Below are 13,958 nucleotides of genomic sequence, written 5' to 3'. Positions count from 1 at the left end.
CCTTATCAAATTGTAATAGTGTTCATTGTTTACATTAAATTATTGTTACAATTTGCTGTATTGACTTTAAAAAAAAAATCCTATAACTTATTTTTATGGGTGATAAATTAACGCTGATTATTGATAAAAGATTGACCATCAGAAAATGGGAATCAGATTTGAGTTTTATAAAAAATACTGAGCTGGTGGGAAAAAAATATTTTGAAGCTATACCAAAGATATATATTGATAAAAGAGATGCCGTACTGAGTATATTCCGAAACAGTAAAAAAATGTATCTGAGAGATATTGGCTTTAATTGTTTTTTTGATAGCGGGACCGCAGATATAATATTAGAACCCCTGGGTGAAAAAAGGCCTCCCGAATTTGTAAAATTAACAGTATGCAACTTCCGGCCCTGTTCCTTTATTCAAAATTTAAGTGCCTCTAAAAAGTTCATAGATATAGGTAAGACTGCCTCTTCTCTTGCTCATGGTCTCAGAAATCCACTAAATGCTATCAAGGGAGCAATTATCTACATATGTGAGAAATATAAAAATGATCAGTCTCTTGTAGAATTCCTGAAGATCATGAATGAAGAAATATCGAGACTTGATAACTTTATTTCTAAATTTTTAAGCTCATCTCTCTCCGACTCGGAGTTGATTCAGATGAATATAAATGATGTATTGAAAAAAATAGAGCTCTATATTTCCTACCAGACTCGTTCACATAATATTAAAACATTTTATGAATACGGAAAGATTCCGGATTTAATTCTGAATCAATTTCAAATAGAACAGGCAATTTTGAATATAATTAATAACGCTATAGAAGCTATGCCTTGGGGTGGGAATTTATATATCCGAACCTATTTAAGAGAAGATGTATCGTCTAATTATGTTGTTATAGAGATAGTTGATACAGGTATGGGGTTTCAAGATAAACATGACTGCCTCCCTTCTAATGAAAGCGGAAGGGGTTATGGACTTTTCATCACAAGAGAGATTATTAAATCTCACGGAGGTTTTATTGAAATAAATAGCTTTAAAGGGCAAGGTACATCAGTAAAAATTTATCTGCCCACAAAAAATTTACGATTTGAGGTGTCAAAATGAGAGGAGAAGTATTAATTGTAGATGATGAAATCAATGCGATAAAAGTCCTAAGTGCCATTCTTACTGATGAGGGTTATACTATTGAAGGTGCTTCTAGTGTCGAAATGGCACTTGAATTTCTTAGACAAAAAGACTTCGACTGCATCATCACAGATTTAAGAATGCCTGATAAGGATGGTATGTATTTATTCGAACAGATCAACCAATATTATCCAGATATTCCTGTGATTTTTCTCACAGCCTACGGAACAGTAGAATCAGCTGTCTCTGCATTAAGACTCGGAGCTTTTTATTATTTCATAAAACCTCCAGATTATATAAAACTTAAAGAAATTGTATCAAAGGCAGTGGAAGAGAAAAGATTCAAAAGAAAATTTTATTCATTAAGTGATGAACATGCATTTATTGGAGAGAGTAGTGAAATGAAAAAGGTTTTAAATGTAATAAAGTCCATTAAAGATTCTACCTGTAATGTTTTAGTTTGTGGAGAGACAGGTACCGGTAAAGAACTGGTCGCAAGATTAATACATTTTACAAGTTCAAGAAAAAATAAGCCCTTTGTTGCAGTAAACTGTGCCGCAATCCCTAAGGAACTTCTCGAATCAGAACTTTTTGGCCACGAAAGAGGTGCTTTTACTGGAGCTATTTCAAGGAGAATAGGCCGTTTCGAAGAGGTTGCATCAGGTACATTATTGCTTGATGAGATAGGAGAGCTTGATTTTTATCTCCAGGCCAAGCTTCTGAGGGTCCTACAGGAAAAGGAAATAGAACGCCTTGGAAGCAATAAAAAAATAAGTGTTGATTTCCGACTTATCTGTTCAACCAATCGTGATCTTGAGCTTGAAGTTAAAAAAGGAAACTTCAGACAGGATCTTTATTACCGTATAAATGTTGTCCAAATAACATTACCTCCACTAAGAGCAAGAACGGAGGACATACCCTTACTGGCAGAACTTTTTTTAAAGCAATTTTCCCTAAAAGAGAATAAGCACCTTACTTTTTCGAAACAAGTTCTTGACATTTTTAAAAACTATCATTGGCCCGGGAACGTAAGGCAGTTAAGAAATGTAATTGAACGTGCCGTAGTGCTGGCAAAAGGAGATGAGATTACTATCAGGGATTTACCAAGAGAGATAGTGTGTAATAAAGACGAAGAATCGCAACAATGCAATTCTTTAAAGGATCTGGAACTTTTGGCTATAAGGGATACCCTTTTAAAATGTAGGGGTAATAAATCAAGGGCTGCAAGGCTCCTTGGTATTTCCAGAAAGACCCTTTATAAAAGGCTGAATGAACTATCGCTTATGTTTCCCAAGGAAACATCTAAGTTAAATTAATTGATTAAAAAATCGATGCTTGTAACCACTCTTTTATAATGTAACCTTCTGCAACACTTTTTTCTTTTAACTTCTGTGAAAATTTAAATCTGTGACCTGAATCTACAATTTTATACTTTTATAAATTATATCTTTATGTCCTGTTAGAAACAAAAAAAAATAGAAAAATCCTGCAATTAAATAACGATATCCCTGAATTTCATCACTGGCATTATATTTGCTTCTTATTAATTATGAAAAAAATTCTGATAATTGATGAATATGGATTTTCTAAAATTTGTGAAGCAATCCTTGGCAGCAGTGGTTATGCAGTAGAGATCTTTTCTATGGTCAATGATAATATCAATTCTAAACTCAATCAGTACGACTTTGACCTCGTTGTAACTAGTTATCCTTACGGAGCAGTCTTTTTTAACGAGATCAAAAAGAAAAATATTCCGGTCCTTGTACTGGCAGACAATATTGATCAAACCCTGTTAAAGTGGTTGAATGATTTTAATTCTTCCTATTGTATGATTAAACCCCTTGATTATCATAAATTTAAAACTGTAATTCAGAAGGTCATTGATGGAGATATAAATATTAATGGATACAGTATCCTGTAAATAATTTATGAATAGAATAATTTTTATCATATTGGGAGATGTAGTTCTGGCTGTTACAAGTTTTTTTACTGGCATCTTATTAAGATTTGGAACACTATCTGCTGATGAGGTAATTGAAAAACCATTAATTAAAATATTTATCTTTACCGTGGTAGTAATTCTAATCTCCTTTCTGGCAGAACTATATAACCAGAGTAATGATTCAGGTAAAATGATTTTTTTAAAAATTGTTATATGTAATATCTTGTCTGTATTTATACTGTCAGTAATTTTTTACTTTATACCCTCTTTAACAATCGGAAGGGGGCTTCTGGCAATTACAATTTTTTCCTTCAGTATTTATCAGTTTTTATGGCATAGGGGCTGGAGGTCTCTGCTGAATATGCCACTTCTAGCAAAAAGGGTTCTCATACTGGGCACAGGACCTGTTGCCAGTAAGATTGGCAACCTAATCCTTTCAACAAATCATCAATATGCCCTTGCTGGGTATGTCCATTGTTCCTCTGATGTTATTGCTGTTCCCCGGGAGAAAGTTCTGTGCAGCGAGGAAAAACTTGGTGAAATAGTTCTAAAAGAAAAGGCTAATAAGGTTATTGTATCAATCAGTGAGAGGAGAGGTTCTTTACCTTTAAGGGATTTACTTATGTGTAAGTTCAGCGGTATAGAGGTTCTAGATGCTCCTTCTTTTTATGAACAGCTTACAGGGAAATTACTTATAGAGAATATCACACCGAGCTGGTTTATTTTCTCCAATGGCTTTAAGATAACCTTTTTGAAAAGAGTTTCTAAGAGAATTATGGATATTATTATGGCATTTACAATTTTAATTATTACTTTTCCACTTATGTGCCTGGTGGCACTTCTTATCAAGCTTGACTCCAGAGGTCCGGTATTGTATCGCCAGATAAGGACGGGAGAGAAGGAGAAGAAGTTTGTAATGTATAAATTCAGAACAATGGTTCCTGATGCAGAAAAGGATACCGGACCGGTCTGGGCAGAGAAGAATGACCTCAGAATTACAAGGATTGGGAAGATATTGAGAAAAACAAGGTTAGATGAACTGCCTCAGATATTTAATGTTATAAAAGGTGAAATGAGCTTTGTGGGCCCGAGACCAGAGCGTCCTGAATTTGTGGAAAAGCTCAAGCAGGAAATACCTTTTTACAGCGAAAGACATTTTGTAAAGCCAGGAATTACTGGATGGGCACAGATAAGATATCCTTATGGAGCCTCTGTGGAAGATGCCATTGAGAAACTCAGATATGATCTTTTTTATATAAAGCATTTGTCGATTTTTTTTGACTTAATGATTATAATCGAAACAATTAGGGTAATTATACTTGGAAGGGGAAGATAAAATGTTTTCTAATAACTGGTATGCAGTATATGTTAAGTCAAGGCATGAATTTAAAACGTATAATGCCCTGGTTCAAAAAAATATTGAAACATTCCTGCCGGTAATAAAGATACTCAGGCACTGGAAAGACAGAAAAAAAATGATAGATTTTCCTCTTTTTCCAGGATACCTTTTTGTATATATGGAAGCAAGACCAGAGTACTTTCTTTCGGTGTTAAGAACAAAAGGAGTTGTAAGATTTCTCTGTAATGATTATGGAAGGCCTGCTTCAATATCTACCGAGGAAATAGAATCCCTTAAAATTTTGCTTGGGAGTCCTGAACAGATAAATGTATACCCTGAGTTGCAGGAAGGTATACGAATAAGGGTAAAGAATGGACCACTTAAAGGAGCCGAAGGAATTATAAAGAAAAAAGATGATTCTTTTCTCTTTGTGGTAAATATTCATATTTTAGGCAGAAGCGTTGCCGTAAAATTGTACGGTTCTGATTTAGAGGTAGCTTAAAAAATATTTTAGAGTAATTTAAAAATCAGTCACTGTGACTGAGAAGGCGGAGCTTTACTTAAAAGAGGTAGATTTATGAAAAATATTCTAATTATTCTGTACTTTATTTTCATCCCAGCCATTACCTGGAGTTTTGACGGAGATTACCTGATCGGTGAAGAAGATATCCTTCGTATATCCGTATGGGGAAATCCTGAGATGACTGCTGAGTTACCCGTGAGACCTGATGGAAAGATCTCTTTTCATCTTATCGGCGACATCAAGGTAGCAGGCAGAACTCCCATGGAGGTCAAAAAGATAATTGAGAATGAGCTCTCCCGATATATAAAGGCACCAGTCGTAAGCATCATGGTTTCAGAAATAAATAATTATAAGGTCTATGTTGTAAAACAGAGAAGTAGTTCTCCAGTTGAGGCTGGCACTCGAGAGGGATCAACAGGTGTCATCCAATTAAAAAGAAAAACGTCTTTGTTACAATTGCTTGCTCAAGTAGGCTCTTTAGAAGATATTGATTTTCGTAATTCCTCAATTATAAGAGAGGGCAAAAAATTAATTGTTAATTTATCTAACCTTTTAAAAGGTGATCTGACACAGGATATAATATTGAAACCAGGGGATATAATTTTACTTGCTGATAACTTTAACAATAGAATTAAGGTTATGGGAGCAGTCAGAAATCCCTCACTCCTATCCTATAAAGAAGGCCTCACAGTTGTTGATGCCATTCTTCAGTGTGGAGGGTTTACTGAATTTGCAAAGCAAAATGATGTAGTCGTAGTGAGAAGAGAAGAGGGAAGAGTAAAGAAACTTTCAGTTAGGGTTGGTGATATTATGAAAAATGGTGATTTGGAAGGAGATCTGGCTCTCATGCCTGGTGATATAGTGATCGTAAAAACAGGAATGTTTTAAGGAGACAATATGAATATATCAGAAAATCCTTCATTAAATATTCGTTATTACTGGTTTCAGATTCTTCGCAGAAAAAAATTTTTTATTATTATTTTTCTTGTTATTCTTTCCATTTTTACCTGGGGTAGCTTCCTCATGCCTGTTGAATATGAGGCTTCTTCTACCTTTCTCGTAGAGAATACCCTTTTTGAGAGTACCTTTTTAAGAGGTTCAAGAGTGCTGAATGTGGATTCAAAATTATCCATGATTAAAGAGGGACTCTTTTCAGAAGAACTTGTCAGAAATTCCCTTAAGAAGATTTATCCAGCATCAAATAAAAATTTAATCGAAGATAGAATTGTATCAGAAACAAAATCAAGACTGAAGATCAATATTAACACAATAGGGGAAAGAAATATTTTTCAAGTTAAGGTCTTTTTCAGACATAAAGATCCCATATACGCGGCAGATTTTGTTAACACCTTGATCAGAGATTATATTGAATATTTAAATACCATCCGGAAAAATACCATATCTGGTATAACTGAGTTCTCGCAAAAAAAGCTACTTGAATATGAACAAAAACTTGATCAGATAAATAAACTCATTCAGGATTTTCTAAATAGAAATCCAAATTTTGTGCCTGAAAGGGAATCACCCTTACTCAGGGGTTTTGAAGCCCTGCATGCTTCACGAATAGAATTAGAAATCAAATTAAAGGAGCTCGAGGCTACCAGAGAGAGCCTGGCCAAACAATTAACCGATGCACATAGCGTTGCTTACAGAGGGACAGAAATTGAGGAGTCTCCTTTTATGAGGTTATCAAGACTGAACAATCAGCTGCTGAACTTAAGTGCTAGGTATACTGATAATCATCCTGATGTAATAAAGACAAGGATGGAGATCGAGGAGTTAAAAAAACAGATAGATCACATGAAAAAATATCCTGATAATAGTGAAAATCCTGTCATATATTCAATAAACGAGGAGATCAAAAAAATTGAAAGCGAGATAGAGAGAGTCAAAACCCAGATATCAGAGATATCCGGTCAGCAAATTGTCGCAGAGGAGAAATTAAAAAAATTATCGCGCGAAAGGCAGGAATGGCTTAATCTGCAGCGTGAAAAATCGGTCTATCAAAAACTCTACGATGATCTTTTCCAGAAGATTGAGGCTGCCCAGTTAGAACTGGTCGGTATACCAAAATCAATTTTAATCGCAGAATATGCAAAGGTTCCGCACTATCCCAAAAAACCTGACAGGTCTAGTTTAATTCTTGCTGGTTTTTTGATAGGGCTGAGCTTGGCTTCGGGAATTGTGATTGCTCTTTTTTACATTTCTGGAAGATTTAATGATGAAAATGAAATAGAATCAGAATTAAGATTACCAGTGCTTTCTGTAATACCCGAAATTATACCTGATTCTTATTTTAGCAAGACAAGGGAAAATAGAATACTGCTAGCATCAGGTGTCTATTTATTACTGATCTTTTTTGTATGGTTAAATGAAATTCTTTTTAAATATTTAGGATTTAGGATAATTAATTTTTAGGAGGTCTAAGTGGATATACTGGAGAGAGCGTTTAATAGAGTCCTTAAGGAAAAAAAATATCTTGTCGCACAAAACCTTGAAGATAACTTTTCGGGTGATCCTCAGCCTGTGGTGGTCGATCTTAATAATGTCAGCCCCTATGTGGTAAGTCTCATTAGACCCGATTCTTTTGAATCTGAGCAGTTCAGAAAGTTAAAGGCAAGAATCTTTAAGGATCATGCGATAGAAGAGAACAGGACTTTGCTCGTTACAAGTCCTGATGCAGGTGCCGGTAAGAGTCTTGTTGCTTTAAATTTGTCTGTAAGTCTTGCACTATCGTCTGATTTCAGAATACTTCTTATTGATGCCGACCTCAAGCATCCATCTATACATCACTATCTTGGAATTAACGAAAATAGCGGCCTTTCTCATTATCTTGAAGGCTCTTTTGATTTATCAAAGATTATAATGACTACTAACATAGGAAATCTTGATATCGTCTTCTGCGGGAAGGATATAAATGATAGGTATCTGCAGGAAAAGATGAAAATATTCATTCAGGCGATGAAGCGAAGATATCAATACATTATACTCGATTCTCCACCCATTCTTTCGTCGGCCGATACTATTCAGCTTGCCTTTCTTTCTGAGGCTGTTCTTCTTGTGATTAATGATAAAAAAACGACTAAGAACTCTGTCAGGCAGGCACTTTCACTTCTAAATAAAGAAAGGATAATCGGTATTGTTCTGAACTGTTTTCCTTCTTCCCTGATAAGGATAAAATATCCTTACTATTTTGACGGGCGATGATGTGGCAGAGAAAAGATATTTCATAGCACTTTGCATTTTTTTAGTTTTATGCTTTTTCTTCCGGGCTGAGGCTGCTGACCTAAAAATAAAGACATCCCTTTCCTTATCAGAGGAATACAATGACAACCTTTATCTATCGGCATCGGATAAGACTCATGAATATATATCTTATATAGAACCATCTTTCAATATCATCTACAGAACTATAAGACTTGATATGTCATTAGATTATACCTTCAGATGGATTTATTACAGCCGACTTAAAGATGATGATACTTCCCATTTGCTGAACGCCTCTACAAAGATAGATATCGTAAAAAATTTCTTATATCTTGATTTATCCGATGAATTTTCAAAGACTATCATTGATCCCAGGCGTCCATCAACAGAGACAAATATTACGGTGAACAAGACTGACAGAAATATTTTTTCCGCTTCACCCTATCTGAAAATAAATCTCACCGATACTTTGGTGATGAATCCAGGTTATCGATATTATAACATCTGGTTCAGGGATCCAGAAGGTATTGATAGGGTCATGCATGAATTTTTTAATAGATTTGAAAAGAAATTAAGCCTGAGAGCAGCAGCCGGAATCGAATCAATTTTTATAATGCATAGACCTGAAAGAGGAGAGGACAGTGAGCTGATTACCAATTCTTTATATTATTCCCATCAATTCTCCCAAAAAAGCAATATGACTATGTCCGTTGGGTACAGATATATTAATTTCGGTGACAGAACTGATAAAAAATTTATTCTGTACAGATTATCCTTTAGCAGGGCTCTTGACAAAGGCGATGTGACTTTTAATGTAAGAAGAGATACCTTACCATCTGCTCAGCTCGGAATTTATGATGTAAGGTCAGAGGAAATTTCGATAAGGTACGGGACAGGAATTATTTATAACCTTAATCTTATTCATGAAAAGAGTAAATATTTAGAAACCGATCGAGTCGATGAGTCTTATGCCATAAGCCCAGGTATAACTTTAAATTATAATCCATGGTTTCAGCATAGGATAAGTGCAGGTTACAGAAATGAAAGACTTAGACCTGAAAAAGAAGAAAGAGAGCGGTACATGATTTCAACAGCTCTTGATTATTCAATAAGTGAAAAGGATAATCTTATCCTGAGTTACGGGTACACTTCTTACAATTCAAGCATTGACAGGGATGAATATGAAGAAAATATAATAACCATTAAATACAGGCATATTTTCTGAAATGTATAATTCCTTTTTTGGATTCAGAGAAAATCCCTTTCAGTTGACGCCTGATCCTGATTTTTTTTATTCAGGAAGGGCCCATAGAAGGGCACTAACCTATCTTGAATACGGGATGTTAAGCAGCTGCAATTTCATCGTCATATCTGGAGAAATCGGAACAGGTAAGACAACTCTGATAAGGGCATTTTTAAAAAAAATATCTAATGCTGTGGATGTAGCAAGTCTCTCCCATACAATGCTCACATCAAGTCAACTTATTTCAATGATAAATCAGGAGTTCGGTTTAAAAATTGAGAACAGGGATAAGCCTGTGCTTTTAAAAGATCTGACAGATTTTTTGATCAATAATTATATTGAAGAAAAGAAAACCCTTTTAATAATAGATGAGGCTCATAATTTGAGTTACGATCAGCTGGAAGAGATAAGATTATTATCCAATCTAGAAACTGAAAAAGAAAAACTTCTAAAAATTATTCTTGTCGGGCAGCCCGAACTTGACCGCAAGCTTGCGAGTCCCCAGCTTGCTCAGTTGAGACAGAGAATCGCTGTTTATACACATCTCAATCCTTTAAGCAGGGAGGAAATGGAAGAATACATTTTCCACCGCCTTGAAATTGCCGGCAACCGGGATGCAGTAAAATTTGAAGATGGAGTGATGGAGCAGATTTTTGAATACAGCAAGGGCGTGCCCAGACTTGTAAATATTTTGTGTGATTTTTTACTTTTGATAGCTTTTTCAGAAAAAACCAAGGTTATAAACAGTTCTGTTGTTAGTGATGTAATAAAGGATTTAGGTAATAGACCGGATATTAAAATGGCATCAGATACGATTAAAAATGTTAATGGTGATTTTAGAAAGATTAAGGAAGCCCTTGTAAGGTGTGACTTAAAAATAAGACAGCTTGAATTAGTTGTAAGCGAGATTTATAAAAAGGTTTACGGTTGATTTTCAATTATGATTAATGCTCTGACTGTTGATGTAGAAGATTATTTCATGGTGTCTGCCTTTGCTCATTGTATTAAATTTGAAGAATGGAATAATTTCGAATGCAGAGTGGATAGAAATGTATACAAAATTCTTGAAGTGCTGGCCAAATTTTCAGTCAGGGCGACCTTTTTTATGTTGGGATGGGTTGCTGAAAGGTATCCTGCTCTTGTGAGAGATATTTATGAAAGCGGACACGAGATTGCCTCCCACGGTTATAACCACAAACTTATCTACGATTTATCTCCTGATGAGTTTAGACGGGATGTCCAGATTTCAAAAAGAATTCTTGAGGATATAATCGGTATAAGGATAGCTGGCTACAGGGCTCCAAGCTATTCAATTTCAAAGAAGACTTTATGGGCCCTTGATATTCTTGTTGAAGAGGGATATGTTTACGATTCAAGTATTTTTCCAATTCATCATGATGTATATGGAATTCCTGAAGCAAAAAGATTCCCTCACATTATTAAGACAGAGGCAGGTTCAATAATGGAGTATCCACCTTCCACACTGAGATTTTTAGGTTTAAATATTCCAGTTGCTGGAGGAGGATATTTGAGGCTTCTTCCTGTTGAATTTATAAAATATGCCATTAAGAGATTAAATGAGAAGGAAAAGAGTATGGCGATCCTTTATATTCATCCCTGGGAAATAGATACAGAACAGCCTCGTTTAAGGGCAGGGCTCAGATCCTCTTTCAGGCACTATTTCAATATTCGCAAAACCCTTTCAAAGATAGAAAGCATATTAAAAGATTTTAAATTTGAATCTATAGGTTTTTTCTACTTCAATGAACATAAGGAAAATTAATTCATTTGAGGAATGGAAAAGTATCAGAGAAAAATGGAATGAGCTTTTAGTAAGATCTTCCTCGAATACGATTTTTCTAACATGGGAGTGGTTGTTTACTTGGGCTGAGTGTAACTGGAATAATATGCGATCCCTATTTATTCTTCTAGTAGAAGAAAATACGAACATAATTGGTATCGCGCCCTTTTACATTGAGAAATCACCCTCTTCTATCTTAAAAATAAGAAGGTTATATTTTCTGGGTTATCCCGAATGCGGCTCTGATTATCTCGATGTAATCATAAAGCGAGGCTATGAAAAAGAAGTGTCAGAATTAATTTATGATTTTCTCATGAGTGAAAGAGATTGGGATATAATGGAATTATGCCCCATTCATGCTCAATCTGTTTTTTTTCTATATCTTTATGAAAAAATGGAGCAGCAAGGCAAGTATATTCACGTAAAGCCAAGTTTTTTCTGTCCTGTCACTGTGCTGCCTCAAAATACAGATGATTTTTTCGCCTCCCTATCCAATCACAGGAGGCAGCAGTTCAGGAGGCATCTGAATCTCTTAAGAAGAGAGGGGGCGGTAGGGCTCATTACTTATTCAAGCGGTGGAGATGGGGATTTGACCGGAGAGCTACAGAGTTTTTTTACTATCTATGAAAAGAGTAGAGCTCTATCAAAATCCTTTACAATGTTTCTGCAGAAATTTTTTATTAGAATCCATGAAAGGGGTAATCCTTATTTTCAATTAGACTTTTTGACATTTAATGATAAATATATAGCCGGCCTCCTTCATCTTAAATATAATGATATCCTTTATCTCTACTCAATGGCTGTAGATAAAGCCTTCAGACCTCAGATAAGTATCGGTAATTTAATTATAGGTATGGCTATTGAGAAGGCGATCAGGGAGAATATTAAAATTTATGATTTTTTAAGGGGAACTGAACATTATAAATTCCACTGGTCAAACAGAATTATCACTCAGATTTCCATTCGATTTTATAAAAGAGGGTTTGCTCCTTTACTTATTTCCGCCTGGCAGTTCTGCAAGTCTTTAGGAAAGATCATTCTTCGCTGAATTTATGAAATTGGTTTATTTAATACTTACAGTTCTTTATATCCTCTTCATATTCTATATCTCTTCCTTGCCCGATATTGCTCTGCACTTCGCTGATACCCTTACAGAAAAAATTTTCTGGAACATGGGTCATATACCGCTCTATACCCTTCTTGTGATTCTTCTTTTTCTTGCTTTAAGGCCAAGAAAAAGAATAGGGTTTTATCTTTTGATAATTATATCCTTGACTGTAGCTCTTTGCGATGAATTGAATCAATCTACTGTTTCCGGCAGAACCTCCTCTTGGATGGATATATGTTTAGACCTTATTGGTATATATGTTGGCATATTACTCATAAAAATTTTTTTCCATGAAAATAAGACTGCTACAGAAATCTGAATACCAAGTCTGGGATTTCTATGTGATGAAGTCGCCAAATTCAGTACTTTATCATTTAAGTATATGGAAGGATGTTATAGAAGATACATTTGGACACGATACTTATTATCTTTACAGCGAGGATCAAGGGAGGATAAATGGTATACTGCCTCTGGTACACATAAAGGGTTTATTTGGAAATCTCTTAGTTTCTCTTCCTTTCTTCAATTATGGGGGTATTTGCTCTGACAAGGATGAGATAACTGATCTATTGCTTTATGAAGCTATAAATGTAGCAAAGAAAAAGAAGGTTACCTTTATTGAATTAAGGCACACTAGAAATCTTCTTCCTCATCAGCCTGCAAAGATAAAGAAAGTCTCGATGAGATTATCGCTACCATCAGATCCCGAGAATCTCTGGAGATCTTTTTCCTCTAAGCTCAGGTCACAGATCAGAAGGCCATTAAAAGAAAGAATGTTCCATAAATTTTTTCGTGAAGAGGGTTTAGATTATTTTTATTCTGTTTTTTCAGAAAATATGCGGGATCTAGGCACACCAGTATATCCAAAAAAATTCTTCAAAAATATTTTTAAGTCTTATAAAGATGCCTGGATTTGTGTTGTCTTTGATTCAACCAGTAAACCGATAGCATCAGGTATTCTTCTTGGATTCAAGGATATAATTGAAATCCCCTGGGCATCCTCTCTAAGAAGATTTAACAGGTATGCACCCAATATGTTACTTTACTGGTCCTGTCTTGAGTTTGCCTGTAACAGGGGGTATAAATTTTTTGATTTTGGCAGGTCAACCTTTGGTAGCTCTACGTATAAGTTTAAAGAACAGTGGGGTGCTACTCCTCATCAGTTATACTGGCATTACTGGACCAGTAATGGAAAAGCAGTTGCGGATCTGAGTCCGGATAATCCAAAGTTCAGGCTTGCTATTAATATCTGGAAAAGAATGCCGCTTCTGATTACAAATAGTATTGGACCAAAAATTGTAAAATATCTTCCATGATTAAAAGAATTATACCACCTGCCGCTGCACCTGTTGAGTGGAAGGCTTTTATTTATGCAATAAAGGGCTTTTTTAGTGAAGATAAGGCTATTGCGAGACTGGAAGAAGAAATAAAAGAATTCTTTGGTGTTAGATATACCTTTCTTCTTTCATCAGGAAAATCAGCTCTTTATTTGATACTTAAATCCTTAAAAAGGCTCTCAGGAGAGCGATCAAACGTAATTATCCCTGCCTATACATGTTTTTCCGTGCCCTCTGCAATCAAGAAGGCTGGTTTAAATGTTATATTATGTGATATAGAAAAAAATTTTGATTTTAATTACAATCATCTTAATAGACTTCCTGTCTCTTATACACATCT

Annotated in this window: 14 protein-coding genes; all 14 read left to right on the top strand. The window is 35.1% G+C overall.

All coding sequences use genetic code 11. The annotated features are described in order from the left end of the window. The first annotated feature begins 185 nt into the window (after positions 1-185). The gene (locus N2257_04180) at positions 186-1,097 is read left to right on the top strand and encodes a HAMP domain-containing histidine kinase (protein ID MCX7793592.1); all 912 of its coding nucleotides are present in this window, start codon (positions 186-188) and stop codon (positions 1,095-1,097) included. Then, entirely contained in the window at positions 1,094-2,434 is a 1,341-nt protein-coding gene (locus N2257_04175) for a sigma-54 dependent transcriptional regulator (protein ID MCX7793591.1), read from the top strand. The genes N2257_04180 and N2257_04175 overlap by 4 nt, the downstream gene beginning before the upstream one ends. 233 nt (positions 2,435-2,667) lie before the next feature. Next, a complete protein-coding gene (locus N2257_04170) occupies positions 2,668-3,039 on the top strand; it encodes a hypothetical protein (GenBank protein MCX7793590.1) in 372 nt (123 codons plus the stop codon). Positions 3,040-3,046: 7 nt separating this feature from the next. Further along, positions 3,047-4,396: a TIGR03013 family PEP-CTERM/XrtA system glycosyltransferase gene (locus N2257_04165; GenBank protein MCX7793589.1), complete on the top strand. Its 1,350-nt coding sequence runs from the start codon at positions 3,047-3,049 to the stop codon at positions 4,394-4,396. 1 nt (position 4,397) lies between these two features. Then, positions 4,398-4,901 (top strand): UpxY family transcription antiterminator, encoded by a 504-nt coding sequence (locus N2257_04160; protein MCX7793588.1) that lies wholly within the window; start codon positions 4,398-4,400, stop codon positions 4,899-4,901. A gap of 75 nt (positions 4,902-4,976) precedes the next feature. Next, positions 4,977-5,810: a polysaccharide biosynthesis/export family protein gene (locus tag N2257_04155; protein ID MCX7793587.1), complete on the top strand. Its 834-nt coding sequence runs from the start codon at positions 4,977-4,979 to the stop codon at positions 5,808-5,810. 9 nt (positions 5,811-5,819) lie between these two features. Beyond that, positions 5,820-7,340: a hypothetical protein gene (locus N2257_04150; protein ID MCX7793586.1), complete on the top strand. Its 1,521-nt coding sequence runs from the start codon at positions 5,820-5,822 to the stop codon at positions 7,338-7,340. 9 nt (positions 7,341-7,349) lie between these two features. Continuing rightward, positions 7,350-8,129, top strand: coding sequence for a CpsD/CapB family tyrosine-protein kinase (locus tag N2257_04145; protein ID MCX7793585.1), 780 nt, complete (start codon positions 7,350-7,352; stop codon positions 8,127-8,129). A 1-nt stretch (position 8,130) separates the two neighbouring features. Continuing rightward, positions 8,131-9,354 (top strand): TIGR03016 family PEP-CTERM system-associated outer membrane protein, encoded by a 1,224-nt coding sequence (locus N2257_04140; GenBank protein ID MCX7793584.1) that lies wholly within the window; start codon positions 8,131-8,133, stop codon positions 9,352-9,354. Between the two features lies 1 nt (position 9,355). Then, positions 9,356-10,303, top strand: a complete 948-nt coding sequence (locus tag N2257_04135; protein MCX7793583.1) for an XrtA-associated ATPase — start codon at positions 9,356-9,358, stop codon at positions 10,301-10,303. A gap of 9 nt (positions 10,304-10,312) precedes the next feature. Further along, complete coding sequence (locus tag N2257_04130; protein ID MCX7793582.1) at positions 10,313-11,155, top strand: DUF3473 domain-containing protein; 843 nt, start codon at positions 10,313-10,315, stop codon at positions 11,153-11,155. 124 nt (positions 11,156-11,279) lie between these two features. Further along, positions 11,280-12,221, top strand: coding sequence for a GNAT family N-acetyltransferase (locus N2257_04125; protein ID MCX7793581.1), 942 nt, complete (start codon positions 11,280-11,282; stop codon positions 12,219-12,221). A 404-nt stretch (positions 12,222-12,625) separates the two neighbouring features. Further along, a complete protein-coding gene (locus N2257_04120; GenBank protein ID MCX7793580.1) occupies positions 12,626-13,597 on the top strand; it encodes a FemAB family PEP-CTERM system-associated protein in 972 nt (323 codons plus the stop codon). Further along, on the top strand, positions 13,594-13,958 hold a 365-nt coding region (locus N2257_04115; protein MCX7793579.1), incomplete at its 3' end, for a DegT/DnrJ/EryC1/StrS family aminotransferase. The genes N2257_04120 and N2257_04115, both read left to right, overlap by 4 nt.

The organism is Thermodesulfovibrionales bacterium (genome assembly GCA_026417875.1).
In the GTDB taxonomy this organism is placed as follows: domain Bacteria; phylum Nitrospirota; class Thermodesulfovibrionia; order Thermodesulfovibrionales; family CALJEL01; genus CALJEL01.
The sequence above is the reverse complement of the archived record's forward strand: the minus strand, read 5'-3'. Positions and strand labels throughout refer to the sequence as shown.

Bases quoted from the DNA above. Each gene is read 5' to 3' on its own strand.
- N2257_04150 (MCX7793586.1), top strand. From the start codon at position 5,820: ATGAATATATCAGAAAATCCTTCATTAAATATTCGTTATTACTGGTTT.
- N2257_04125 (MCX7793581.1), top strand. From the start codon at position 11,280: ATGCGATCCCTATTTATTCTTCTAGTAGAAGAAAATACGAACATAATT.
- N2257_04160 (MCX7793588.1), top strand. From the start codon at position 4,398: ATGTTTTCTAATAACTGGTATGCAGTATATGTTAAGTCAAGGCATGAA.
- N2257_04165 (MCX7793589.1), top strand. From the start codon at position 3,047: ATGAATAGAATAATTTTTATCATATTGGGAGATGTAGTTCTGGCTGTT.
- N2257_04135 (MCX7793583.1), top strand. From the start codon at position 9,356: ATGTATAATTCCTTTTTTGGATTCAGAGAAAATCCCTTTCAGTTGACG.
- N2257_04120 (MCX7793580.1), top strand. From the start codon at position 12,626: ATGAAGTCGCCAAATTCAGTACTTTATCATTTAAGTATATGGAAGGAT.
- N2257_04130 (MCX7793582.1), top strand. From the start codon at position 10,313: ATGATTAATGCTCTGACTGTTGATGTAGAAGATTATTTCATGGTGTCT.
- N2257_04155 (MCX7793587.1), top strand. From the start codon at position 4,977: ATGAAAAATATTCTAATTATTCTGTACTTTATTTTCATCCCAGCCATT.
- N2257_04175 (MCX7793591.1), top strand. From the start codon at position 1,094: ATGAGAGGAGAAGTATTAATTGTAGATGATGAAATCAATGCGATAAAA.
- N2257_04170 (MCX7793590.1), top strand. From the start codon at position 2,668: ATGAAAAAAATTCTGATAATTGATGAATATGGATTTTCTAAAATTTGT.